This window comes from Maribacter cobaltidurans, from assembly GCF_002269385.1.
Lineage (GTDB): Bacteria > Bacteroidota > Bacteroidia > Flavobacteriales > Flavobacteriaceae > Maribacter > Maribacter cobaltidurans.
This window is the reverse complement of sequence record NZ_CP022957.1, coordinates 551,955-575,578: the sequence shown is the minus strand read 5'-3', so window position 1 is coordinate 575,578 and position 23,624 is coordinate 551,955. Positions and strand designations below refer to the sequence as shown.

The window sequence follows — 23,624 nt, the reverse complement described above, 5'->3', positions numbered from 1 at the left end:
AACACACGTTAGCAAACGGAATAACACATCTTTAAAAATTAGAGTAATTCTTTTTAATAGTCGAAGAAAGATAACCAACCCATAAATAATCAACCATGGAAGTATCAAACCAAAAATTATCCAATCGTTTATTCTCATTAGATGTCTTTAGGGGCTTCACCATGTTTTTACTCATTGCGGAAGCGGCCGGTTTCCATCACAATTTTTATGATTTTGCCAAGGATACCTTCTTAGAGCCCGTGGCATTGCAATTACACCATCATCCATGGCACGGGCTGCGTTTTTGGGATTTGATTCAACCATTTTTTATGTTCATTGTGGGAGTTGCCATGCCATTTTCTTTGCGAAAAAGGCTTGCAATGGGTTCTAGAGGTGAAGTAACCAAACATATCCTTAAGCGTTGTTTTCTATTGTTTTCGTTTGGTGTTTTATTGCACTGTGTCTATAGTCATGAGTTGGTTTGGGAATTATGGAACGTATTGGTACAATTGGCATTCACAATTCTTATTGCATATGCGATTATGAACCTTCCCCATAAATATCAGCTTTTAATATCCGTGGGATTGCTTGTTCTTACAGAGGTATTGTATAGAATGTATGACTTCCAGAATCCGTATAATAATGGGGAGAGCTTTGGATCCTTCATGGATATGGTTTTGATGGGCAAAATTAATAATGGCGGTTGGGTCACCATAAATTTCATCCCAACAGCCGCACACACTATATGGGGCGTTGTTTGTGGACAATTATTACTGTCAAAACGTTCAGAACATGAGAAATTGAAATTGTTCGTGATAGGGGCTTTTATTTTACTACTAAGTGGCTATATGCTAGATTTGACGGGTATAACTCCTATTGTAAAAAGAATAGCAACAACTTCGTTTACCTTGGTTTCTGGTGGATATACCCTTTTAGCCTTGGCTTTATTCTATTGGTATATAGACGTACGTAATAATCATAAAAAATGGTTGCAGATTTTTGCTGTTGTAGGTACCAATTCTATTTTTATTTATCTGTTTTCGGAAACAGTGGGCATACAATGGTTTAGAGGTTTCGGGCTAATATTTACTGAAGGAATTTTTGGTGCACTCAACTTTCCTGAAGACTTGATACTTGTCCTAAATGCCCTCTTTGTGCTCTTCATTTTCTGGTATATAACTTACTTTTTAAATAAGCACAAAATTTATTTTAAAATTTGACCTTCTTTTAATTGTTCGGATTTTAAAAATTTTAATACGTGCCATAGCCGATTTGGAATTGAGGAAGTGGAGGCCATAAGGGCTGTGCGGTTCTACATTTGAAAACTTATATTTGTTTTTGCCTTGTCCTATATAAACTTATTATTATTTCTTGGTAAAGTAGGGTATGCGATTCATGGGAACTTCAATTTCAACGGATCTTCCTCCTCTGTATTTTTTACCTTTATCATCTGTCCATGTGCCTTTTGGTAAAATTACCTTGCGATTACGCCTTCCTTTTTGAACAACAGGAGCAACTAATATTTGATCCCCTAGCACAAATTGGTCATTTATGTTTTCATAACCACTATTTGGATATGCTAAGGCCATTGGTTTTACGATGGGTTCCCCGGTCCTTGAAGCTTTTTTTGCCAAATTTAGAATTAATGGCCCCATTTTAACATGCAGTAAAGCGGCTTCAAGGCATATTCTGTTGTTTTCTTCTGAAAGGACCCGCCAAGGTGCAACAGAAAATTGCATCATTGGCATCAGGGCGTGTACTTGGGCGGAACGCACCACCAATTCTTCATCTATAGTGGTAACATTTTGAAATGATTGATATTCACCTCCACCAATCATATCAGGACATGTGTATGCATAGCCCATAATACTTTGAGACATTAAATCTGGAATAAGTTTTTGAAGGTCATTCCAATTATGATTTTTATCCCTTAGTCGCTGTGCTAAGGGCAACCCTGCCATTTTCCAAGACGCTCTATACTCATTCAAAGGAAACTGCAATCCCAATTTTGCAAAATAAGTTGTATGATCATTTGGACTTAATCCCGGTACAAATGACAAAATATCATTCGTGTAAAAATCGGCATCGCCTGCATCAAATTTGAATCCATCAACTCCATATTCATCCATCAAATATTTTAGTCTATCTTCAAACCAGTCCTGTGTTTTTGGATTGCTTAAATCTAGGCAAGCACTTGCCCCATTCCACCAGCGAATGATTGCCGCTTTGTTTTTTGTGTTTGCCCATAATACCTCCTGTGTTTTATCTCCATCCAGCAACAACATTCCTTCTTTTGCTAAATGTCTGAAAACTTCAGTATCTGCACTTACAAAAGGGCATACCCATAGCATAACCTTAAAACCCATATTGTGGAGTTTTTTAATCATTGATTTCGGGTCCTTGAATCGTCTTGGGGAAAACTCCCATGTGCCATAGCTTTCCTGCCAGTTGTCATCTATCATGAGTACTCCAGGGGGGTATCCTTTATCGATTATTGCCTGGGCATATTCTAAAATGTCATCCTCATTTTGGTTATAGGTCAGTTCTATCCAAGTGTTATATTGTGGTTTTGTAAATAAAAGTTCATCAGGAATTTTTCCATTTGGAGGAAAAAAATTGGAAACGGCAAAGTTGAAAGCATCCAACAAATTCTTACCGGCACTTCCAAATTGGATTTCTCCAGATCTGGTGGTTACGGTTATTTTTCCTTTCTCAAAGGAATACTTTATTGGATATTCACTCCAAACATACCTTCCTTTGCTTGACAGAAGTAAAGGTTGTGCTTGGTTTCCTTTATTATCTCCCCAAAGATCAAGGGTTGCAATGCTAGTTGAATCATAAGGGGTATTATAACCAATAGCACTAAGCCCACCCCACCAATACTCGCCTTTTAGCATTGCTATTTCAACTTTTTCCCCGTGTTGGGTAAATGCTTTAAAAGTTGACATTACTATCAATAAAACCAACAGTGTTTTTCTCATTCTCTAAGTGTTCAATTTAAGTGTAGGGGTGAAAATCATTCTTGTTTTATGACCAAAGTTCATATTGTAAGAAAATCTATGATTATTTCGTTTTTTCCAATGTGATATATAAAACAGTTGCACATATTTCAAGTATGTAATTTGGATCCTACAAACTTATATAAATTGAAATCTCCCAGAATATCTAGATTTTAAAGGCGATAAAACCCGACCCATGAAGCTATGATTTTCATACACAAAGTTTTTTCTTTTAGGAATAAATCATTATCCCGTTCGATAAGTTAGTTTAACGACTTAAGCTCGTAAGCCTTAATGCTTTACTTAAAGGTTTGTTTTAAGATTTACGCTAAAGCTCAACACCCATATTACCTTAAATATTTAAGTATTGTTATTGAATTTTAGAAAAATAATATTATGGGTTGATAATTTAAAACCTAACTCAAAACATCTGTAACTCCTGGCGTCGGAATAGGGTATAATCCATCCGGTCCCGGAACACTTGGAGGGGTCGATTCCCAAGTAATCTCACTGGGCATCAGTAGCTTTGTAGATGCCAAGGCATCTTCCCAGGTAATCACTTTTCCGGAGTAGGTCGCCATACGTCCCATAATTGCTGTCATGGTACTTTTTGCACCATTCTCTGCATCACTGATAACCTCATTGTTTCGGATGGATGCGAATAATCGGTCATGCTCCACTTGGTAAGGATTAGGGTCGTTACGATTGCGGTAATCGAACATTTTTTCACCGTCCAATCCAACAATACTGGCGGCACCGGCATCGTTCATTTCAATACTACCTTTCGTACCTTGAAAATTCTCTCCCACTTTGGACCAAGTATCAGGTTGGTGACGACATTGGCTGGCAATGACCGCCCCACTAGGATAGGTGAACTCAACAAAATGGTGATCAAATATTTCGCCATGGTCCTTTCCTGTTCTTATTTGTCTTCCCCCCATGCCCTGTGCTGAGATGGGATACTCGCCAATGAACCAGTTGGCTACATCTATATTGTGTATATGTTGTTCCAATATATGGTCCCCGCAAAGCCAGTTAAAGTAATACCAGTTGCGCATTTGATATTCAAGTTCTGTTTGCCCTTCTTTTCTTGGTCTTACCCAAACACCGGCACTGTTCCAATAGACCTGGCCAGAAACTATTTTACCTACACTACCTTCTTTTATTTTGTCCGCAATGGCCAAATAATTGTTCTGATAATGGCGCTGCAGCCCAACCACGACGTTCAATTTTTTTTCTTTGGCCACCTTGGCCATTTCCAATACTTTACGGATTCCCGGTGCATCTACGGCCACCGGTTTTTCCATGAATACATGTTTTCCTGCATTTATGGCGTATTCAAAGTGGTACGGTCTAAAACCGGGCGTAGTTGCTAAAATGACCACATCTGCCATATCTATGGCTTTTTTATAGGCATCCAGACCCACATATTTATGGGCATCCTTAACATTGACTTTTTTGGTGCCTTCAAATTCTTTTTGAAGGTTCATAAGACTATTGTCCAATTGGTCTTGGAAAGCATCGGCCATAGCCACCAATTCTATATTTTCATCGGCCTTTAAGGCTTGGTTGGCAGCACCAGTGCCACGTCCGCCACAACCGACCACGGCAAGTTTTAATTTCTTATTGTTTAAAACATTGACCATAGCACTCATCTCCAATCCAGGTAGGAGCATACCTGCGCCTACAAGAGCTGTGTTTTTACAAAATCCCCTTCTGGAAGTATTTGGGTTTACATCGGTTTTGTTCTTTGAACTTTTCATGAATCACTTTTTTAATTTAAGGGCTACTGGCCCCAATAGTTATTTATTTTACTTTCTTTGGGTACATTGGGATCACGAACAATACGGAAGCCTACAAAAGGGGCATCGGTATTCCACCATTTACTTTTTGGAAATTGAGGGTCGCGCATTTTCCAATTTTCATTGGACCCTAGACGGACGGCACTTCTTAGATATTCAGGGTCGTCATTATATGACCCTCCTCGAACGGAACGTGGGTAGGTTTTATTGGCTATTTCAAATGGTGATACAGTAGTCCCTTTTCTACTTTTATAAATGTTTGGCACATATTGGTCCAAGGTCCATTCCGCAACGTTGCCATACATATCATATAGCCCCCAAGGATTAGGTTTTTTTTGACCAACTTGATGATAAGTGTCTTCGCTATTTCCATAGGACCAGGCGTAGTCATTCAAATCGTTTGGGTCATCACCAAAATGATAGGCGGTTGACGTACCCGCACGAGCGCAGTACTCCCATTCCGCCTCTGTGGGCAACCTATAAAAATGTCCGGTTTTAGCGGAAAGCCATTTGCAAAATTGTGATGCCGCATATTGGGTGACATTGCCCACAGGCAAACCTTCACTGGTTCCCATACCCAAACTCATATCCACATAAGGGATAGTGGCACCAGAAATGGCATCAATATCGATATTTACATCTGTAGCGATGTTAGGGTCATTGTTACCATCGATGGCCCGATTTACAAAAAGATTGTACAACTCCCATGTAATTTCATATTTCGAAATCCAAAAGGAGTTAAGGGATACCTCATGGACTGGCCCTTCATCCGAATTGCGGTGTTCTTCTGAAGCAGGACTCCCCATGTTAAAACGTCCTGATGGTATCGCAACCATTTCTATTTCCAGTTTGGAACCTTCAATGGTCTGGGTGAAGTCCTTTAAGCTTTCATTTTGCGAAAATACTGGGGTTAATCCCATTAATGTGATTAAAAACAGGGGAAATCGGTCAATTAAGTGCATGGATAAAAATACAATTTTTTAAGTCAATTCTTCGGGTTGCTCTACATTTCAGTAACGACACCGGAATATTACAATCGATATCCGGATACTTCCGGAAGGGTTCGGGTGTAGGACGGTACAACGTTTAATTTTGATTGGTTGACAATGATGACATTCGGATAATGGCCTTACTTGAGTTTCAACAAGTCCATTGCATTGGTAACATATATTTTTTCGAGTACTTCCTTCGGTAGGGAAAGACCAACATTGGACTGCCCCCTTATCAATACCGAATCGGAAGTACTTAAATAGGTGCGCAACAAATCATAATCTGCTGCCAAGTCCTCTTTTTCGCGAGTTAGTTCCTCGACATTTAGGTCTAGCTGATTTGTACTGTTTCCAAAGTCGGTACCAAAGAGGATACGATCTTGATATTTTTCCATAAATGCCCTTACTTTTTTAGAATCTTGGGCGGCAAGGTCCCCGAATCTTGCTGCTAATTCCACTTTAATGTTCGGGTAGTTATCTAAACGTTCCGCGACCATATCGACATCATGAGACATACTTCCTATATGGGCACATAAGATTTGTAAATCGGGATTTTTCGAAATCCAATTGTCCCTTGCGGCTATGATGGTCTCATAAGAGGGTATCTTGGGGAAATTATAGGCATGGTATTCTGGATGGTCGCTATAATAGCCAAAATGAGGGCTATTGGGATTTAGTGGTCTCCAGGCTTGTACGGGTTCTGCTATATGTGCCATGACAGGTATGTTTTGTTCCTTTAGAAAATCCCAAATAGGCTGAAGTCTGGGATCATCTATTTGAATGTATTTGCCTGAATTGTCCTTTGTGACCATTCCAAAGTTTTTCCAGACCTTGACCATGCGTGCGCCTTGGGCAATTTCCTTTTTTAGGCGCTCTATTTCTTTTTGGGCAAAATCGGGCTCATCGATTCCTAGGCCCATTAAAGAGGAACATAGCCAAAAAAGATTTGGGTGCTTTTCTGCTAAGGCCACATAGTCGTCCCAACTGCGTTCAACTTTGCTAGAGTCTGTAGCGTTATGCATTGCAACATCCACCAAAATCGTTTTCATCTTACGATTCTTCATGAAATCGATAAAATAGTCCCGGTCCTTTTGAAAATGGGAGTGGACATCTATTATTTCGACCTCATCGCTTTCAGGGGTAACATCGACTTCACTGGTTGTTTCTCTATTGGTCATTTTTTGCTTGCATGAAACAAAAGAAAACACAATGAAAAGAAAGAATAAATTTTTCATTTTATATAATTAGAAAGTTAATTAGTTTTTTTCGAAATTAAATATAAGATATTTTTTGAATTTTTAAGTTAGTTTATGTCGAATACTTACTCTTTTTAAAGTGTCCCCGTTTTTTACCCCACATAAAATCAAATCATTGGCTCAATTGGGTGGTGATGAGCCCATTTTTATATTTAAGCTCTTGGTAGATATTGTAAATTCTTGATTGGACCTGACCAATGTGATAGTTGGTTTGCTTGGCCACGGACTAATTACCTAGGACTTTTTTGGCGTTAACATCTCATTGATGTACGGGGCTCTTCTTTTTAGGCCGATATTCGCGCACTTACCATTTACGGTAATCCGTTTAAAAAGTTCAGCCTTGGCATTTTAGTTTGTGAATTTTTAAGAATTGAAACCAAATCAAATTAAAATGATGGTCCAAAAAACGACAAAACCCTGCAAATCATAGATTTTGCAAGGTTTTCCCTCTATTTGGAGTTTCCTCCTAGTGACCTCGACAGGATTCAAACCTGTAACCTTCTGAGCCGTAATCAGATGCGCTATTCAGTTGCGCCACGAGGCCATTTTTTCAATTTTCCCTAAAGCGGGGTGCAAATATATTTCTTTTTACATTTACCACAAAATTAAGACCCTTTATAATACATGGATTTTAAAAGCTATATAAGAGATGTGCCAGATTTCCCAAAACCGGGAGTCATGTTTAAAGATATAACTCCCTTATTACAGAATCATGAGGCTTTAAGTAGTGCTGCTGACTGCCTTCTTAAGGACTTGAAAAAGGAGGGTATAGACAAAGTCATTGGCATGGAAAGTAGGGGTTTTATTTTTGGACCTATGCTAGCGGACCGATTAGAAGCTGGATTCGTACCCATTAGGAAACCTGGAAAATTACCTTATAAGACCTTGAGCGAATCTTATAATTTAGAATATGGTACAGATACCTTGGAGATTCACGTGGACGGTATTACCAAAGGGGATAGGGTTTTAATTCATGATGATGTTTTAGCGACAGGTGGAACCGCTTTGGCAACCACCAAATTGGTTGAAAAATTGGGAGGTATCATCGTGCAGTGTAATTTTTTGATAGAACTTTCTTTTCTCAACGGTAGGGAGAAAATCAAACCTTTTGAGGTAAAATCCTTGATTACCTACTAATCTAAAGCGCGGGTGGTAACATAGTATCTCCACCCGATAATCGCCAGTTGAAATTTACTCGCCTTGGATAAATCCAGTTGTTTCTCTGAATAGGAGGGAAGTATTGCCTTATTCAACTTTGCTAAAAATTTAAAGAAACTTTTCTTCAAAACGTTGATTTTAGCAAACATACATAAAAAAAGATTGCGGTTTTAAACCGCAATCTTTGAAAGTGAGTTTGTTACTGCTCCTTTTTGCCGTCCATCATTTTTTTGGCTAAATCGGCACCGATGAGTGACTGTAATAAATTGCCATCACTGGCCTTTTTCGTTCCTCCTTCAATAAATATTTCGGGAAGACTCAGGTCTTTTAGTTCCCGTGCAACATATACGGAAGTTTTGTACTCCCATTCAGCGCGCTCTTGTGGGGTAAGACCGGCAGAAACCAATTTGGCATTTTGATAAGACTCCGCATCCGCAGCAACTTTTTTGCTCAACGCCTTGAACTTCTCTACTTCATACTGCTTCTTCTCCTTGGTCAAATTGAATTCAGCGACTTTGGCTTCGGTTTCCGCAGCAATCGTTTTTTGAATCTGCTCTTTTTCCAAACGGGCTCTCTCCACGGCTTTATCGGCTTCACCTCGGGCTTTTTCCTTTTGGGCGCGATAAAATTCACGCTCTGCTTGTTGCTTCTCCAATTGGGTCTGTGCAACTTCTTCCTTTTGCAACTGTAAGCGATTATCAAAAGTTTCTTCCCAGTCTATCTCCGTAACAACAGCTTGGATTACGGTTAGTCCGTAGGCTTTAAGGGAGTTACCTTTTTCCCTGACGGGTTCACCGTCCTTAATTTGAATGCGGAAGCGCTTTTGTTTACTTTCCTTGTTCATAACGGTTCGTACCGTACTACTGTCGCCGATTATCTCACGGCTTTGGTTTTCCGAGTACTCTTCTAAAACGTACATGCCATTCTCCAACTGGTCCTTAAAGTATCGGTCAAAATCCGATGCTTGCCCTGAGATATAGTCCTGGGCGTCCATGAGCTTACAGGTGTTCTTTATGGACTGATCGATATTTGGAATAATACGGGACCGAATCATATTCTGTTCCGTTTTATTTCGATCTGCGACTGACAGAAACTGGTTGTCGTCCTCGGTATTAATGCCGATGACTACTGAGGTTGCTATTCTCGCTTTTACGGCATCACTAAAGGCCCAGTATTTTGCATAATCCACATTTGCATATTCGCTCTGTTCCCCAAGTTCTCCATTTGAGTTTGGAATAACATACTTGATGGGTAGTTCGAACTGAATGGGGATTAATCTGCCCCACATTTTAGTATGGATGCCCTGTCTGAATACGGCCTTTTGACCTCCCCAAGGGTATTGTACTGCATAGGCGGTACCAGGTTCTGCATAAAAAAATGCACCGGTTACAATGCTTAAAACAAGTCCTAATAATACTATTTGTAGACTACGTTGGGGAGTGATCCACCCCGTAATTTTAGTGTTTCCAAGTAAAGGTTTTGCCAAAAAACTTAGCAATCCAAATATGATAATAAAAATTCCTATAAATGTTAACATGGTTTTTCAGGTTTTAAAGGTTGTACAAAATAAGGCTTACGATGAGATACAATATGAGCTTTATGACAGTGATCATTTTTATAGTTTTAGGTTATACAATTGTTGTTTATAATCGATTATTTGAATAATATATAATGGAGTTTCCATTCCATACAAGGGATTTTAGTTAAATCGATACAATTGAATACAAAAGTGTAAGTTAAATGATAATATGTGTTATATTATTTTGTACACTGTCTACGAGTAAGTAATAAAGTGTAGGTATTTATTGAATAACAAGTTATATTTTTTAACTTTTGTAGGGATAAAAAGGAAGGTCGCTAAAAAGTGTAGGGTATTTTCATTAAAATTTCTTTGATTTTATCCGATTTCATTTTTTCGCGTACAAAAAAACCGAACCCATTACATGGAATAGAACATGTAATCGGTTCGGTCTAAATAAGTTGTCCAGTAAAGGTTGCTCTTCCCTATTTGGTAGTTATTTCAATAACCCCATTGGCAGCTTTTTTACCATGTTTTTTTACAGCTTTTGAACCTTTTATAACATTAATGGATTTTATGTTTCCTGGGTCTAGTTTTTTAACCTGTTTTTCGGTACTCACTTTACCGTCAATGAGGAACATAGGTTCTTTATCTCCATCAGTATCTAAAAAGAAAAATCCGTCGGACTCTTTTTCAATAATTTCCACATCATGATCCGCATCGGGATTGGATTTTATAATCACGTGTTTGGAGGAACCTGGGGACACCTTTCTGATAACCACATTTTCTTTCGAATCATTTTCATCATTCTTATCAATAAGTATAAATGAATCGTCATCCACATGGATATCCATTTCTTTTAAATCTTCATCTGATACTTCTTCACCATTTATGGTTATGTGTTTTTTACCGTCGATTTTCTTAATGATGATTTCGTTTTGTCCCTCTGCATCATCGGATTTTTGAATCCATACACTTGAATGCTCGCTTTTATGGAGAATGTTGTTCTTTCCATTGCCTATGGAAATACTATAGTTATCCGTATCAATAATAATGTAGGTTGGGTCAATAGTGTCATTATCCGATTGCGAATTATGGCTACTGCTGAATTCTGTACCATTTTTATTGTTTCCGGAGACCTGTATGGATAAGGAGGAAATTTCTCCGTCTTCGTTTCGTACTGTGGTATACGAGAAGTCGATATTGTCCTTCTTAAGGTCGTTTTTAATCTTTACAAGCTCTTTGTCCGTTGTAGTTTTTTCAATAATGAGTTCTATGATGTTGTCCTGGGATACATTTTGTTGTGTATCCTTGAACGTGTACTTGGTCCTAACGTTAAAACTGAGTAGGAAAATAGCCAGAAAAGGTACAATGAATAGACTTCTTAGTGCTTTTAATTTCTTAGATGGATTTTGATTGATCATGACGATTCGTTTTTTGATTAATGAATTGAAAAATGGATTAACGATTGATAAATTTTGTTGGCCAACGGCCTGTTTTAGTAATAGGTACTGATATTCTTTTTTGTCTTTTTGTGATTCGTAAACATGGGCATCTGCCAAAAACTCCAAATTTTCCTTCAGTGATTTTCTATATAACCAGGTGAAGGGGTTAAACCATTGAAGAATAAGAAACAGTTCCATCAAAAGGATATCCAAGGAATGAAGTTGCCTTGAATGAATTTTTTCATGTTCTAGAATAATGTCCAATTCTCTTTTGGAATGAAGTTTTGGATTATAAACAATCCATTTAAAAAAAGAGAAGGGTGATATAGTGGTGTTACTTTCTACACAACTATATTTTCCTTGTGATTCGTTCCTTCCATTTTTTAAAAGAATCTGTAATTGGTAAAACTCTCGTATCAATCGAAACAAAAGGAGAGATGCCCCAAAGAGATAGATGAGCAGAATGAAAAAAGGCCAAGAGTTTGTGGAAAAGGATATTTCGTTCATTGGGAGGGCCGGTGCAATAGTTTCTCCTTTAGGAGAATATTCTAAAGAAATGGTCCTTACAGTATAAACAAAAGGTAATAATAGTGAAATACCTAAACCTGAAATTAGATAAATCCTGTTGAAGACAAATAGGGTTTCCCTTTTTAACAGTAACTGATGGGTTAAGAAGAATAAACAGAGTAATCCACTAGATTTTAAAAGATAAATAATAAAAGATTCCATTTAGTTACGCTTTTCAATTAGGTCAATAATTTCCTTAAGTTCTTCGATTGAAATTTTTTCTTCCTTTGCAAAGTGGGATACGATGCTTTTATAGGAATCGTCATAATAATCGGCAATAGCGCTGTTTACGAACTTTTTTCTGTAATCTTCTTTCCGGATTAGTGGAAAGTACCTATGCGTTTTGCCAAAAGCCTCATGGCCTACATATTCTTTTTCCTCTAAATTGCGCACAATGGTGGAAAGGGTGTTGTAATGCGGTTTTTCCCCCTCGATTTCCTCCATGATTTCCTTTACAAAAGCCTTTTCCAGGCTCCAAAGGATTTTCATGACCTCCTCTTCCTTGTTCGTTAATTTTTGCATGTTTTGATTTTATAACTTCAAACCTATAACTATTTTCATAGTTATGAAACTATTTTCATAGTTATTTAACGAAATTTGTAGTTTTTCTATTTTAAATGGGTGGCCCTCATGTGCAAATAACCTTCTACCTTTATATTTGCAGGTAAACCTTATATATGCAAGATTTCCTTTTTGTACTTCTAGGATTAATATTATTGATAGCGGGGGGTAATTGGTTGTTAAAGTCGGCTGTGGATCTTTCCATGAAATTAAACATTCCCAAGATTGTTATTGGGATGACCGTAGTGTCCTTTGCCACTTCTGCCCCTGAGCTTATCGTAAGTGTCAAGGCCGCATTGGGTGGTTTTCCGGATTTGGCTCTGGGCAATGTCGTGGGGTCAAACATAGCAAATCTGGGTTTGGTCCTGGCCGTAACCATCTTATTGAGCCCCATAGATGTAAATAAAAGCTTCTATACCACGGATTGGCCGGTAATGATGGTCGCCTCACTTTTGTTTTTCTTCTTTATTTATTCTGATGGAATCATAGAGAGGTACGAGGGATTAATTATGGTTATTTTTCTTTTTTTCTTTTTAGTTTACTTATTGCGATTTCAAAAGAAAGCTGTGGTTTCGGAGGGCGAGGAAATCGCAGTTATGTTACCCTTATATAAAACGGTCCTTTTTTTAGGTTTGGGTGGTGTCGCTCTTTGGGGAGGCTCGGAATTATTGATTCGAGGAGCTGTAGGTTTGGCCACCACATTTGGGGTGAGCGAAAGGGTAATAGCCATTACTATAGTCTCGGTGGGCACAAGTATTCCAGAACTGGCCGCTTCCGTAATAGCGGTCGTTAAAAAGGAGAAAGCCATTTCCTTGGGAAATTTAATAGGTTCCAATATTTTCAACCTATTGGCCGTGCTGGGAATAACTTCGTTAATTACTCCTATTGAGGTGGTTGATTCAAGGCTTTTAAGCAATGATATATTTTGGATGTTGGGTATATCCTTTTTAATACTTCCCTTAGTCTTTTTTCCCAAGGGATTGCGCTTGGGTTGGAGAGATGGTATAATTCTTATGGGAATTTATTTATCTTTCGTGTATGTAACCCTAGCTTAATTTATTGATGGTTAAATATTTATCCTTTTTTTGTCTAATATTAGGGATATTTATTTGCAATGGACAAGAATCTGATTTTGTCCGGGGTCAACTCTTGGATATTGAATCCAGGCAACCAGTTGTTTTTGCTACGGTGAGAATTAAGGGTAAGGCCCTAGGTGTTATATCCAATACGGATGGCGGCTTTAAAATTCCACTTAAGCATAAATTAACGGGCGAGGTTCTTGAAATATCCTCTATGGGTTATGAAAAAATAGAAGTGCCACTTTCCATGTTTAATGATAAAACAATTCTTGCCATAAATATGAAACCGGCCTTATTCGAATTGAATGAGGTTACCGTAAGTAAAAGGAGAAGGAGAGCGGTTAATTTTAGTGCTAGGGAAATTGTTTATAAAGCCATTGAAAATTTACCTAATAATGTTTCAATGGAACCTTATTCATATGTGGGGTATTATCGTGATTACCAGTTAAAAAATGAGAGCTATAATAATCTAAATGAAGCCTTACTGCAAGTTTATGATCAAGGATTTAATATTTCGGATTACGAAACCTCCAAGATTCGAATTTTTGACTACCGCCAAAATACTGACTTTCCCATTGACACCCTGGGACTGAAGCCTTATGACTATTCCAAAAGAACCAAAACAATTTCCAATGCCACTTTAAGTGGTTATGGGGGAAATGAATTTGTTATTTTGAGAATTCATAATCCAATTAGGAACTATAAAATCAATTCTTTTGATTTTGTCAATCGATTCGACAGCGACTTTACCCGTAACCATACCTTTTACAAAGAGGAAGATGTCATCGTAAATGGTGAATATTTATACCACGTTTCTTTTGAATTGCTCGGCACAAAAGTGGAAGTCAAGGGAGACCTATATATAACCCAGGATAATTTTGCTATTACTGGTTTTAATTATATAACCTATAAAAAGCAAGGTAAGGGAGACAGCGAAAAAACCATACTTTTCGAAACCAAGGTAGAATATATTGAAGAAGGTGGTAAAATGTACCTAAGCTACCATTCCATGAATAATTCCTTTAGGTTGGCCACTCCTCCAAAACTACAATTGGAGGATACTACATTAGACCTCAATAGAAATCAATTCATTTTAGAATTCACTAACCTATTGGATGAGAAATCTGCCAGTAGATTGTCCAACTATGACATCATATTTAATGGAGAACCATTGAAATTCGATGCAATTACCATTATTGGGAATGAGGTTTCTTTAATTCCAGATTTAGATAATAAAAAGAGCCGGGATTTGTTCAGGGAAATAATCTATTTGGCAAATCGTGATAAAATCACTAGTGAAAATTTAAGAATTGAACTGAAACGGATTAAGGACGAGAAAGGGAATCTAATTAATGAACCCGATTATGAAAATAGAAAACAGTTCAGGGAATTCTTCGTACAGGAACTCCAATTGGAATCTTCAATCGTACCAAAGGATAATCTTTTAATGAAGAAGAACAGGCCGCTTTTCAAGAATCAACCAATAAATAAGCCCGATAATTTCAAAGACTACTGGATGAACACCCCGTTACCAAATATCAAAAACTAAAAAAGCCTTGGATTAATCCAAGGCCTTTCATTTCAACAATTAATTATAGTCGTGTTTTAAACTTTGGCAGACTTCACAGTTTTGATAATTCTAGCCGCAATTTTATAAGGATCACCGTTGGAAGCAGGTCTTCTATCCTCTAACCATCCTTTCCATCCTTTTTCTACCGTAATCAATGGAATACGAATAGAGGCACCACGGTCAGATATACCGTAGCTAAAGTCAGTGATAGAGGCAGTTTCGTGCTTACCTGTTAAACGTTGATCGTTGAACTCACCGTAAACTTCAATATGCTCTTTTACCACAGGTCTAAAAGCTTCACATATTTTCTCATAAACATCTTTAGAGCCAGCATTTCGTAAAATGGAGTTGGAGAAATTCGCGTGCATACCAGAACCGTTCCAGTCCATATCCTTTCCAAGTGGCTTTGGATGATATTCTATGTAGTAACCGTAAGATTCAGTTAGTCTTTGCAATAAATATCTGGCGACCCAAATTTCATCACCAGCCTTTTTTGCTCCTTTGGCAAACAATTGAAATTCCCATTGTCCGCAGGCAACCTCTTGGTTTATACCTTCAAAGTTAAGACCGGCCTCAATACATAGGTCAGCATGCTCCTCAACCAAAGCCCTACCATGGGTGTTTTTACCGCCAACTGAGCAGTAATACATACCTTGTGGAGCTGGATAACCACCAATTGGGAACCCTAAAGGAAGCTGTGTCCTAGTATCCATGATGAAATATTCTTGCTCAAAACCGAACCAGAAATCATCATCCTCATCATCAATAGTAGCTCTACCATTTGATTCGTGTGGAGTACCATCTGCATTCATAACTTCGGTCATTACCAAATATCCGTCTTTTCTTGCGGGGTCTGGATAAATAGCTACCGGCACCAATAAACAGTCGGAAGATCCACCTTCAGCTTGTTTTGTAGAGGACCCATCAAAAGACCAATTGCTTAGCTCTTCCAATGTACCCTTAAAATTTTCATGCTCTTCTACTTTGGTTTTACTCCTTAAGTTCTGAGTTGGGTAGTAACCGTCTAACCAAAGGTATTCTAATTTAATCTTACTCATAATTTTGGTAGTTATATTACATATTAAAAAGACGACCAAAAATATGTTTTTTTATGGTATCTAGGTATTTTTTAGGGGGTAAATCTATAAGAATTCAATAAATTATATCATACCCCTATTTTTTCATGGGTATTTTGTCAAATAGTTATTTTAACAACGTAATTTTGTGGAATTAATAATTTGAATATATATGTCCATACCTAGATTTGAAGCAATAGTACAAAGCCTGAATAGAGCGGTTATTTCCGTAGAAGAAAAGGGAAGACGTTCCGATATTTTTGGTGTCAATGTTTTTAATGAAGCCAAGATGCTTCAATATTTGACAAAGGATGCCTATGAAAGTTTAAAGGATGCTATCGTAACGGGGTCTAAAATTGATCGCAAAATCGCCGATCAAGTTGCAGAGGCAATAAAAGGTTGGGCCATTACCATGGGAGCCACCCATTATACACACTGGTTTCAACCATTGACGGGTAGCACTGCTGAAAAACACGATGCCTTTTTTGATTTGACCTTGGATGGCAGGGCTTTGGAAAAATTTGGAGGTGGACAATTGGTGCAGCAGGAACCAGATGCATCCAGTTTTCCAAGTGGTGGAATAAGAAATACCTTTGAAGCCAGGGGATATACTGCTTGGGACCCTACTTCTCCGGCATTTGTTTATGGGACTACGCTATGTATACCCACAATTTTTGTTTCCTATACTGGTGAAGCTCTGGATAATAAGGCGCCATTATTAAGGGCTTTGGGCGCTGTTGATGAGGCCGCAACACAAGTGGCCAAGTATTTTGATAAGAACGTTACCAAAGTAAATGCCACCTTGGGTTGGGAACAAGAGTATTTTCTAATTGATAAGGCTTTGGCCTATTCTCGACCGGATATCGTCATTACGGGTAGAACACTTTTAGGAGTAGCGGCCCCAAAAGGACAACAACTGGATGACCATTATTTTGGTGTAATACCAAGTAGGGTACTAAGTTTTATGAGTGATTTGGAAAAGGAATGCACGAAATTGGGCATTCCCGTAAAGACAAGGCATAACGAAGTCGCTCCCAATCAGTTTGAACTGGCTCCCGTTTTTGAAGAGGCGAATCTGGCCGTTGACCATAACCTTTTGTTGATGGACGTTATGGATAAAATTGCCGACCGTCATAATTTAAAGGTGCTGTTCCATGAAAAACCTTTTGCAGGGGTAAATGGTTCCGGGAAACATAATAATTGGTCCCTTGCTACGGATACAGGAGTTAACCTGTTAAGTCCTGGCAGTACTCCAATGAAGAACCTTCAGTTCCTTACTTTTTTTGTAAATACGATTAAGGCAGTGGACACCTATGAGGAAGTATTGAGGTCTTCCATAGCATCGGCCAGTAACGACCATAGGTTAGGTGCCAATGAGGCTCCCCCTGCTATATTTTCCATTTTCATTGGTAAGCAATTAAGTAGTGTCCTTGATGAATTGGAAGGCGTTTCACAAGGAAAGCTTTCCCCCGAGGAAAAGACCGAACTTAAACTAAACGTTGTTGGTAAGATCCCTGAAATACTATTGGATAATACAGACCGTAACCGTACCTCACCATTCGCATTTACAGGGAATAAATTTGAAATGCGCGGTGTAGGTTCCAAAACCAATTGTGCAAAACCTATGACGGTGTTGAATACGATTGTGGCTAAGCAATTAAAAGACTTTAAAAAGGAAGTGGATTTACTTTTGGACAAAAAAGGGCTCAAAAAGGACGAGGCTATTTTTAATGTACTTAGGGAATATATAAAGACCTGCAAGAGGATACGTTTTGATGGTGATGGGTATAGTAAGGATTGGGAAACCGAGGCCAAGAAAAGAAAACTTAGCAATAACAAAAATACTCCTGAGGCCCTTAAGATTTTGTCTTCAAAAGATACGATTGATCTCTTCAAGTCGATGAAGGTTTTGAGCGAAGTTGAACTTGGGGCAAGAATGGAAGTGGAATTGGAGACCTATGTCATGCACCTTCAGATAGAAGGACAGATGTACAAAAACCTGGTCTATAACTCGGTAATTCCTTCCGCTATAGCCTATCAAAACAAGTTGATTACCAATGTAACGGGATTAAAGGAGATTTATGGGGCAGCACACAAGGGCTTTACCGAAGCACAGCTTTCCATGGTCGAAGAAATAGGGGAACATATTTCCGCACTCAAAAAAGCCACTGACACCATGAGTAATGCTCAGAATAAGGCGGATAAGCTAACGGGTACGGCTAAAATGGCTGAGGTCTATTGTAATGATATAAAACCTTATTTTGACACTATTAGAAGTCATGCCGATCAGCTGGAAAAAGTAATCGAAGACCAATTGTGGCCACTCACCAAATACAGTGAATTATTGTTCATAAAATAATATGTAGAAGCCAATTGAAACCTATTGGCAAGAAGTGCTAAACAAGTTGGTGTTAAACGCAATTATCCTATTTTTGCCTCAAATTTGTTAAAGATGTCCTCATCCCACAGTGAAAGATATAATCAACGTGGCGTTTCCGCTTCCAAGGAAGACGTTCATAACGCCATCAAAAATATTGATAAAGGACTTTTCCCCAAGGCCTTTTGTAAAATTGTACCCGATTATCTAACAGGTAATGATGAGTACTGTTTGGTCATGCATGCGGATGGCGCCGGTACCAAGTCCTCCCTGGCATATATGTATTGGAAGGAAACAGGCGATTTATCCGTTTGGAAAGGCATAGCGCAGGATGCACTTATTATGAACATCGATGATTTGATATGTGTCGGTGCTACCGATAATATTATGCTTTCCTCAACCATTGGAAGAAACAAAAACAAAGTGCCAGGCGAGGTTATATCGGCCATAATTAATGGGTCTGAAGAATTGATTAAAGAGCTGGAAACTTTCGGAATTACCATAAAATCTACCGGGGGTGAAACTGCAGATGTGGGGGATTTGGTTAGGACTATTATTGTGGATTCTACGGTAACCGCAAGACTAAAAAGAAAAGATGTCATAGACAATGCGAATATTAAAGCGGGAGATGTAATCTTGGGCTTGGCTTCTTTTGGACAGGCTACCTATGAAAGGCAATACAATGGCGGAATGGGTAGTAATGGACTAACATCTGCCAGACATGATGTTTTTGCAAAATATTTGGCTGAAAAATATCCGGAAAGCTATGACGACCAAGTTCCTGAAAATTTGGTTTATTCAGGAAATGCCAAACTAACTGATGCTGTGGAGGATTCTCCCTTGGATGCTGGTAAATTGGTATTGTCTCCAACTAGAACATATGCGCCGATCGTAAAAAAGATACTTGCCAAGTATGGTAAAGAGGAAATACATGGAATGGTCCATTGTAGCGGAGGTGCACAAACTAAAATTCTTCACTTTATTGATGATTTTCATATAATCAAGGATAACCTTTTTGACGTTCCTCCTTTGTTCAAATTGATACAACAACAATCCGGAACGGATTGGAAGGAAATGTATCAAGTTTTTAATTGTGGTCATCGATTGGAAATTTATACCAATGAAGAGACGGCGAAGGACCTGATCGATATTTCCTTAAGCTTTAATGTGGATGCCCAAATAATTGGTAGGGTAGAGGCCTCTCCCTCCAAAAAATTGACCATAAAAAGCGAATTTGGAACCTTTGTGTATTAAGGTATACGATTAGCCGGATACCTACGTTTTTATACTAAACATCTGGCTATGGAAAGAAAACAATTTTTGAAAAGTCTAGGAGCTGGGGCGGCTTTCGCCATTACATTTCCCTGTTTGGGCAGTTGCTCAAAGGATAATGGAGAAAATGGAAATATCGTGGCGGAACCAACCAATGTGGACTTTACGGTAGACCTTGCCTCTGAGGAAGCCTCCAAATTAGCTACAAACGGGGGTTTTATTCTCAAAAACCTAGTAGTAGTTGCAAGAAATCTGGAGGGGGAGCTTGTAGCTGCCAGTCAGGTGTGTAGTCATGAAGGATATGACGAAGTAAGATTCGTCAATCAGAACGGAGGAATATTTTATTGTGATGTACATGGATCGCAATTTGCCCAGGACGGCAGTAATTTAAATCCTGCGAACGGTAGGGCCGTAAAACCCTTAAAAGTCTTTCAGACTGAACTTAACGGTAATATCCTTCGTGTTTTTGAATAATATTGCTTTTTGTCCCAAATCTATAAAGCTTGATTTTAAAATTCCTCATACCAGCATATGCAAGGTATATTTTTGGCCCTTGTTCTTTAGATAGGACCAAGTGTGCCATTACCTTCTGTATAATAGATTTTCATAGAGGAAATTTCACCTATTTATATTTCCATAGTTGAAGTTGAAACTTACCATATGGTCCATTTTATGGTGTTTCTTGGTTTCGGCTCAGGAAAAGAAATTTGTGACCGTAAAGCAATCGGTAACATTAATGGGAAGTCCGTTTGAAATTACTGTTGTATCCGTAAATGAGGATTTGGGCTACATCAATATTCAAGAGGCGATTGGGGAAATCAATAGAATAGAGAAGCTGATTTCGTCTTGGGATTCAGAATCTGAAACTTCCATGATAAATAGAAATGCTGGGATAAAACCGGTAAAGGTGAGCACCGAGCTTTTCAAACTGATAGAAAGATGTAAACAAATATCGGATATCACCAATGGTGCCTTTGATATTTCCTATGCTTCTTTGGATCATTTATGGGACTTCAACGGCGCAATGACCTCAATGCCAACAAAAAGTCAAGTGAGGAATGCCCTTGCTAAGGTGGATTATAGGAATATCCAATTAAATGAATCCGAGTCGACCGTTTTTCTATCCAAACCGGGAATGAAGATTTCTTTTGGAGCTATAGGAAAAGGGTATGCAGTGGACAAAGCAAAGGATTTATTGATATCCAAGAAGGTGGTTGCAGGGGTCATTAATTCCAACGGGGACCTTACCACGTGGGGAACCAAAGCTAGTGGCGAAAAATGGCTATTGGGCATTGCCAACCCTAACAATAGGTCAAGGGTATTTTCATGGTTGCCCCTTGTGGAATCATCGGTTGCTACATCGGGCAATAAGGAAAGGTTCATAATGATCAACGATGAAAAATTTACGGATGTTATCGACCCAAGAACTGGTTACCCAGTAAAGAAAGGAATTCAAAGCGTTTCCGTGTTTTCCAAAAATGCGGAGCTTTGCGATGCCTTGGCAACGGCAATTATGATAATGGGCCGCAATGCCGGATTGGCCTTGGTCAACCAGTTAGGGGGAACAGAGGTAATTATAGTGGATTCCGATAATACATTGTATAAAAGTTCCGGAATGATATTGGACAGGGTTCCTTGATTTTTAGGATGTTTCAACATTACTTTCCCGATATTAATTGACTTTTCTTTACTACTATGGAAGTCTACATTAAAACGGTCCACTTCAACCGTCAATACCCATTTGGTCATAAAATTATTGTAATTTCGCAGCACAAGTGTAGTTGATAATGATTGATAAGTTAAATATTGTAAAGCAGCGTTTTGATGAGGTTTCTGACCTTATCATACAACCAGATATTATCTCGGACCAGGATAGGTATGTGAAACTTACCAAGGAATATAAAGATCTTAAGGAGCTTATGGCCAAAAGAGATCAATATCTTGAGTACACCAATAATATTCAAGAGGCAGAAGAAATCATAGCGGATGGATCGGATGTGGAAATGTTGGAGATGGCCAAGATGCAGTTGGAAGAGGCCAAGTCCAGTCTTCCTGCCCTTGAAGAGGAGATAAAACTCATGCTTATACCCAAAGACCCTGAGGACGCCAAGGATGTAGTTATGGAAATAAGGGCCGGAACAGGAGGAGATGAGGCCAGTATCTTTGCCGGCGACCTTTTCAGAATGTACACCAAATATTGCGAAAATAGAGGTTGGAAAACCAACGTAATCGACTTGAGCGAAGGAACCAGTGGCGGATACAAGGAAATACAATTTGAAGTTACCGGTGAGGATGTTTATGGCACCTTAAAATTTGAAGCTGGTGTACACCGGGTGCAACGAGTACCGCAAACGGAAACCCAGGGTAGGGTACATACTAGTGCGGCTACGGTCATGGTATTGCCCGAAGCTGAGGATTTTGATGTAGAAATAGACCCTAAGGATGTTCGGATAGACTTTTTCTGTTCTTCGGGACCTGGTGGGCAATCGGTGAATACAACCTATTCTGCTGTTCGTTTGACCCATATACCAACCGGGTTGGTGGCACAATGTCAGGACCAAAAATCTCAGCATAAGAACAAGGACAAAGCTTTTAGGGTTCTCCGTTCCAGATTGTATGACCTTGAGCTGGCCAAAAAACAGGAAGAAGATGCGGCCAAAAGAAATTCCCAGGTAAGCAGCGGGGACCGATCGGCAAAGATTAGAACATATAACTATCCACAAGGAAGGGTTACTGATCACAGGATAGGCCTTACCCTTTACGATTTGTCCAATATCATAGACGGCGATATTCAAAGGATTATAGACGAACTAAGCCTAGTTGAAAATACCGAAAAGCTCAAAGAGGCATCGGAAATATTTTAATTATAGGGGTATTCTTAATTATTCCTCAAGAAAAGCATATTTATTTTTATGACCACCCAAGATTTGGTATTTCAAATTCGTAAGAAAAAGTCTTTTTTGTGTATTGGGCTTGATACGGATTTAGAAAAAATCCCTCCTCATCTACTACAAGAGGAAGACCCAATTTTTGAATTCAACAAGGCAATTATTGATGCAACACATCATTTATGTGTGGCCTATAAGCCCAATATCGCTTTTTATGAAGCCTACGGAATTAAGGGTTGGAAATCCTTGGAAAGAACCATTGAATATTTAAATGGGAAGTACCCGGAGCAGTTCACCATTGCCGATGCAAAAAGAGGGGATATAGGAAATACTTCCGCACGTTATGCAAAGGCATTTTTTCAGGATTTAAACTTTGATTCCATTACCGTTGCACCGTATATGGGAAAGGACTCCGTAGAGCCTTTTCTAAGCTTTAAGGATAAACACACTATTTTATTGGCATTGACCTCCAATCTTGGTGCCTTTGATTTTCAGACAAAAAAAATCGAAGGAAGGGAACTGTATAAGGAAGTCCTAAACACATCCAAAACATATCAAGGAGCCCAGAACCTAATGTATGTGGTAGGGGCTACCAAAGCCGAATATCTGGCCGAAATCAGGAGGATAATACCTGAAAATTTCTTACTGGTTCCGGGTGTCGGGGCACAAGGGGGTAGCCTTGAAGCAGTTTGCAAGTATGGAATTACTTCAGATATAGGTCTTTTGGTCAACTCTTCCCGAGGTATTATTTATGCTTCACCAGCAATAGATTTTGCCGAAGTGGCACAAGACAGGGCTAGTGACCTACAAGGTCAAATGCAAAAAGAAATGGAATCCAGGGATTTAATCTAGACCAAATTCTCCAATGACTTTTGAATTTTTTGAGCTTTATGTTCAAAAAACTCGGTCAATTTCGTGTTGGAATATTTCATCTTAGATGCTTTGTCAACAAAGTTTTGATACTGATATTCCAGTAAAGTAATAACGTCCGCTTTTGCCGCAATTGGGGTTACAGTTCCGACTTTACAATATTGCTTTTCCATAGTTAAAGTATTGTTCTTTCAAATATACGCTGACAATCACTTTT

Annotated in this window: 20 protein-coding genes and 1 tRNA gene; 10 read left to right on the top strand and 11 right to left on the bottom strand. The window is 38.7% G+C overall.

The window, feature by feature from the left end; all coding sequences use genetic code 11:
- Positions 1-95 precede the first annotated feature (95 nt).
- A complete protein-coding gene (locus CJ263_RS02460) occupies positions 96-1,199 on the top strand; it encodes an acyltransferase family protein (RefSeq protein ID WP_094995809.1) in 1,104 nt (367 codons plus the stop codon).
- Between the two features lie 144 nt (positions 1,200-1,343).
- Here CJ263_RS02460 and CJ263_RS02455 read toward each other — a convergent pair whose 3' ends face one another.
- The 5 genes from CJ263_RS02455 to CJ263_RS02435 all read right to left on the bottom strand — a co-directional run bounded on the left by CJ263_RS02455 (position 1,344) and on the right by CJ263_RS02435 (position 7,569).
- Positions 1,344-2,960 (bottom strand): glycoside hydrolase family 31 protein, encoded by a 1,617-nt coding sequence (locus tag CJ263_RS02455; RefSeq protein ID WP_094995808.1) that lies wholly within the window; start codon positions 2,958-2,960, stop codon positions 1,344-1,346.
- A 434-nt stretch (positions 2,961-3,394) separates the two neighbouring features.
- Positions 3,395-4,741 (bottom strand): Gfo/Idh/MocA family protein, encoded by a 1,347-nt coding sequence (locus CJ263_RS02450; protein WP_094995807.1) that lies wholly within the window; start codon positions 4,739-4,741, stop codon positions 3,395-3,397.
- 23 nt (positions 4,742-4,764) lie between these two features.
- Positions 4,765-5,700 (bottom strand): formylglycine-generating enzyme family protein, encoded by a 936-nt coding sequence (locus tag CJ263_RS02445; RefSeq protein ID WP_094995806.1) that lies wholly within the window; start codon positions 5,698-5,700, stop codon positions 4,765-4,767.
- Positions 5,701-5,909: 209 nt separating this feature from the next.
- Positions 5,910-6,947: an amidohydrolase family protein gene (locus CJ263_RS02440; protein ID WP_229702343.1), complete on the bottom strand. Its 1,038-nt coding sequence runs from the start codon at positions 6,945-6,947 to the stop codon at positions 5,910-5,912.
- 548 nt (positions 6,948-7,495) lie between these two features.
- Positions 7,496-7,569 (bottom strand) — tRNA-Arg (locus CJ263_RS02435).
- 80 nt (positions 7,570-7,649) lie between these two features.
- Here CJ263_RS02435 and CJ263_RS02430 point away from each other — a divergent pair.
- Complete coding sequence (locus CJ263_RS02430; RefSeq protein WP_094995804.1) at positions 7,650-8,162, top strand: adenine phosphoribosyltransferase; 513 nt, start codon at positions 7,650-7,652, stop codon at positions 8,160-8,162.
- On the opposite strand, the gene CJ263_RS21200 is transcribed toward CJ263_RS02430, so the two are convergent.
- From CJ263_RS21200 to CJ263_RS02410, 4 genes are all read right to left on the bottom strand, one after another.
- Positions 8,159-8,311: an SsrA-binding protein gene (locus tag CJ263_RS21200; RefSeq protein WP_094999072.1), complete on the bottom strand. Its 153-nt coding sequence runs from the start codon at positions 8,309-8,311 to the stop codon at positions 8,159-8,161. The genes CJ263_RS02430 and CJ263_RS21200 overlap by 4 nt on opposite strands.
- A gap of 71 nt (positions 8,312-8,382) precedes the next feature.
- Entirely contained in the window at positions 8,383-9,720 is a 1,338-nt protein-coding gene (locus CJ263_RS02420; protein WP_094995803.1) for an SPFH domain-containing protein, read from the bottom strand.
- Positions 9,721-10,187: 467 nt separating this feature from the next.
- The gene (locus CJ263_RS02415; protein WP_094995802.1) at positions 10,188-11,876 is read right to left on the bottom strand and encodes a M56 family metallopeptidase; all 1,689 of its coding nucleotides are present in this window, start codon (positions 11,874-11,876) and stop codon (positions 10,188-10,190) included.
- The gene (locus CJ263_RS02410) at positions 11,877-12,236 is read right to left on the bottom strand and encodes a BlaI/MecI/CopY family transcriptional regulator (protein WP_094995801.1); all 360 of its coding nucleotides are present in this window, start codon (positions 12,234-12,236) and stop codon (positions 11,877-11,879) included.
- Between the two features lie 155 nt (positions 12,237-12,391).
- Between CJ263_RS02410 and CJ263_RS02405 the strand changes: the two genes are divergently transcribed.
- Positions 12,392-13,330, top strand: coding sequence for a calcium/sodium antiporter (locus CJ263_RS02405; protein ID WP_094995800.1), 939 nt, complete (start codon positions 12,392-12,394; stop codon positions 13,328-13,330).
- Positions 13,331-13,424: 94 nt separating this feature from the next.
- Positions 13,425-14,903: a carboxypeptidase-like regulatory domain-containing protein gene (locus CJ263_RS02400; RefSeq protein WP_158657056.1), complete on the top strand. Its 1,479-nt coding sequence runs from the start codon at positions 13,425-13,427 to the stop codon at positions 14,901-14,903.
- 56 nt (positions 14,904-14,959) lie between these two features.
- Here CJ263_RS02400 and CJ263_RS02395 read toward each other — a convergent pair whose 3' ends face one another.
- On the bottom strand, positions 14,960-15,982 hold the full coding sequence (locus CJ263_RS02395) for a glutamine synthetase beta-grasp domain-containing protein (RefSeq protein WP_094995798.1): 1,023 nt from the start codon (positions 15,980-15,982) through the stop codon (positions 14,960-14,962).
- A 190-nt stretch (positions 15,983-16,172) separates the two neighbouring features.
- Between CJ263_RS02395 and CJ263_RS02390 the strand changes: the two genes are divergently transcribed.
- The 6 genes from CJ263_RS02390 (at position 16,173) to pyrF (ending at position 23,389) form a co-directional block, all read left to right on the top strand.
- Positions 16,173-18,359 (top strand): glutamine synthetase III family protein, encoded by a 2,187-nt coding sequence (locus tag CJ263_RS02390; RefSeq protein ID WP_094995797.1) that lies wholly within the window; start codon positions 16,173-16,175, stop codon positions 18,357-18,359.
- Positions 18,360-18,452: 93 nt separating this feature from the next.
- Positions 18,453-19,631, top strand: a complete 1,179-nt coding sequence (locus CJ263_RS02385; RefSeq protein WP_094995796.1) for an AIR synthase related protein — start codon at positions 18,453-18,455, stop codon at positions 19,629-19,631.
- A 48-nt stretch (positions 19,632-19,679) separates the two neighbouring features.
- Complete coding sequence (locus CJ263_RS02380) at positions 19,680-20,123, top strand: QcrA and Rieske domain-containing protein (protein WP_094995795.1); 444 nt, start codon at positions 19,680-19,682, stop codon at positions 20,121-20,123.
- A gap of 166 nt (positions 20,124-20,289) precedes the next feature.
- Positions 20,290-21,288 carry an FAD:protein FMN transferase gene (locus CJ263_RS02375; RefSeq protein WP_229702344.1) on the top strand — a complete coding sequence of 333 codons (999 nt, stop codon included), beginning with the start codon at positions 20,290-20,292 and terminating at the stop codon, positions 21,286-21,288.
- 148 nt (positions 21,289-21,436) lie between these two features.
- Complete coding sequence (prfA, locus tag CJ263_RS02370; RefSeq protein WP_094995794.1) at positions 21,437-22,513, top strand: peptide chain release factor 1; 1,077 nt, start codon at positions 21,437-21,439, stop codon at positions 22,511-22,513.
- 48 nt (positions 22,514-22,561) lie between these two features.
- Positions 22,562-23,389 carry an orotidine-5'-phosphate decarboxylase gene (gene pyrF, locus CJ263_RS02365; protein ID WP_094995793.1) on the top strand — a complete coding sequence of 276 codons (828 nt, stop codon included), beginning with the start codon at positions 22,562-22,564 and terminating at the stop codon, positions 23,387-23,389.
- Here the strand turns inward: pyrF and CJ263_RS02360 are convergent.
- The gene (locus CJ263_RS02360; RefSeq protein WP_094995792.1) at positions 23,386-23,580 is read right to left on the bottom strand and encodes a hypothetical protein; all 195 of its coding nucleotides are present in this window, start codon (positions 23,578-23,580) and stop codon (positions 23,386-23,388) included. The genes pyrF and CJ263_RS02360 overlap by 4 nt on opposite strands.
- Positions 23,581-23,624 lie beyond the last annotated feature (44 nt).

What these genes read in the sequence shown, in the direction of transcription:
- CJ263_RS02460 (WP_094995809.1), top strand. Translation starts at nt 96, where the DNA reads ATGGAAGTATCAAACCAAAAATTATCCAATCGTTTATTCTCATTAGAT.
- CJ263_RS02455 (WP_094995808.1), bottom strand. Translation starts at nt 2,960, where the DNA reads ATGAGAAAAACACTGTTGGTTTTATTGATAGTAATGTCAACTTTTAAA.
- CJ263_RS02450 (WP_094995807.1), bottom strand. Translation starts at nt 4,741, where the DNA reads ATGAAAAGTTCAAAGAACAAAACCGATGTAAACCCAAATACTTCCAGA.
- CJ263_RS02445 (WP_094995806.1), bottom strand. Translation starts at nt 5,700, where the DNA reads ATGGGATTAACCCCAGTATTTTCGCAAAATGAAAGCTTAAAGGACTTC.
- CJ263_RS02440 (WP_229702343.1), bottom strand. Translation starts at nt 6,947, where the DNA reads ATGACCAATAGAGAAACAACCAGTGAAGTCGATGTTACCCCTGAAAGC.
- CJ263_RS02430 (WP_094995804.1), top strand. Translation starts at nt 7,650, where the DNA reads ATGGATTTTAAAAGCTATATAAGAGATGTGCCAGATTTCCCAAAACCG.
- CJ263_RS02420 (WP_094995803.1), bottom strand. Translation starts at nt 9,720, where the DNA reads ATGTTAACATTTATAGGAATTTTTATTATCATATTTGGATTGCTAAGT.
- CJ263_RS02415 (WP_094995802.1), bottom strand. Translation starts at nt 11,876, where the DNA reads ATGGAATCTTTTATTATTTATCTTTTAAAATCTAGTGGATTACTCTGT.
- CJ263_RS02410 (WP_094995801.1), bottom strand. Translation starts at nt 12,236, where the DNA reads ATGCAAAAATTAACGAACAAGGAAGAGGAGGTCATGAAAATCCTTTGG.
- CJ263_RS02405 (WP_094995800.1), top strand. Translation starts at nt 12,392, where the DNA reads ATGCAAGATTTCCTTTTTGTACTTCTAGGATTAATATTATTGATAGCG.
- CJ263_RS02395 (WP_094995798.1), bottom strand. Translation starts at nt 15,982, where the DNA reads ATGAGTAAGATTAAATTAGAATACCTTTGGTTAGACGGTTACTACCCA.
- CJ263_RS02390 (WP_094995797.1), top strand. Translation starts at nt 16,173, where the DNA reads ATGTCCATACCTAGATTTGAAGCAATAGTACAAAGCCTGAATAGAGCG.
- CJ263_RS02385 (WP_094995796.1), top strand. Translation starts at nt 18,453, where the DNA reads ATGTCCTCATCCCACAGTGAAAGATATAATCAACGTGGCGTTTCCGCT.
- CJ263_RS02380 (WP_094995795.1), top strand. Translation starts at nt 19,680, where the DNA reads ATGGAAAGAAAACAATTTTTGAAAAGTCTAGGAGCTGGGGCGGCTTTC.
- prfA (WP_094995794.1), top strand. Translation starts at nt 21,437, where the DNA reads ATGATTGATAAGTTAAATATTGTAAAGCAGCGTTTTGATGAGGTTTCT.
- pyrF (WP_094995793.1), top strand. Translation starts at nt 22,562, where the DNA reads ATGACCACCCAAGATTTGGTATTTCAAATTCGTAAGAAAAAGTCTTTT.
- CJ263_RS02360 (WP_094995792.1), bottom strand. Translation starts at nt 23,580, where the DNA reads ATGGAAAAGCAATATTGTAAAGTCGGAACTGTAACCCCAATTGCGGCA.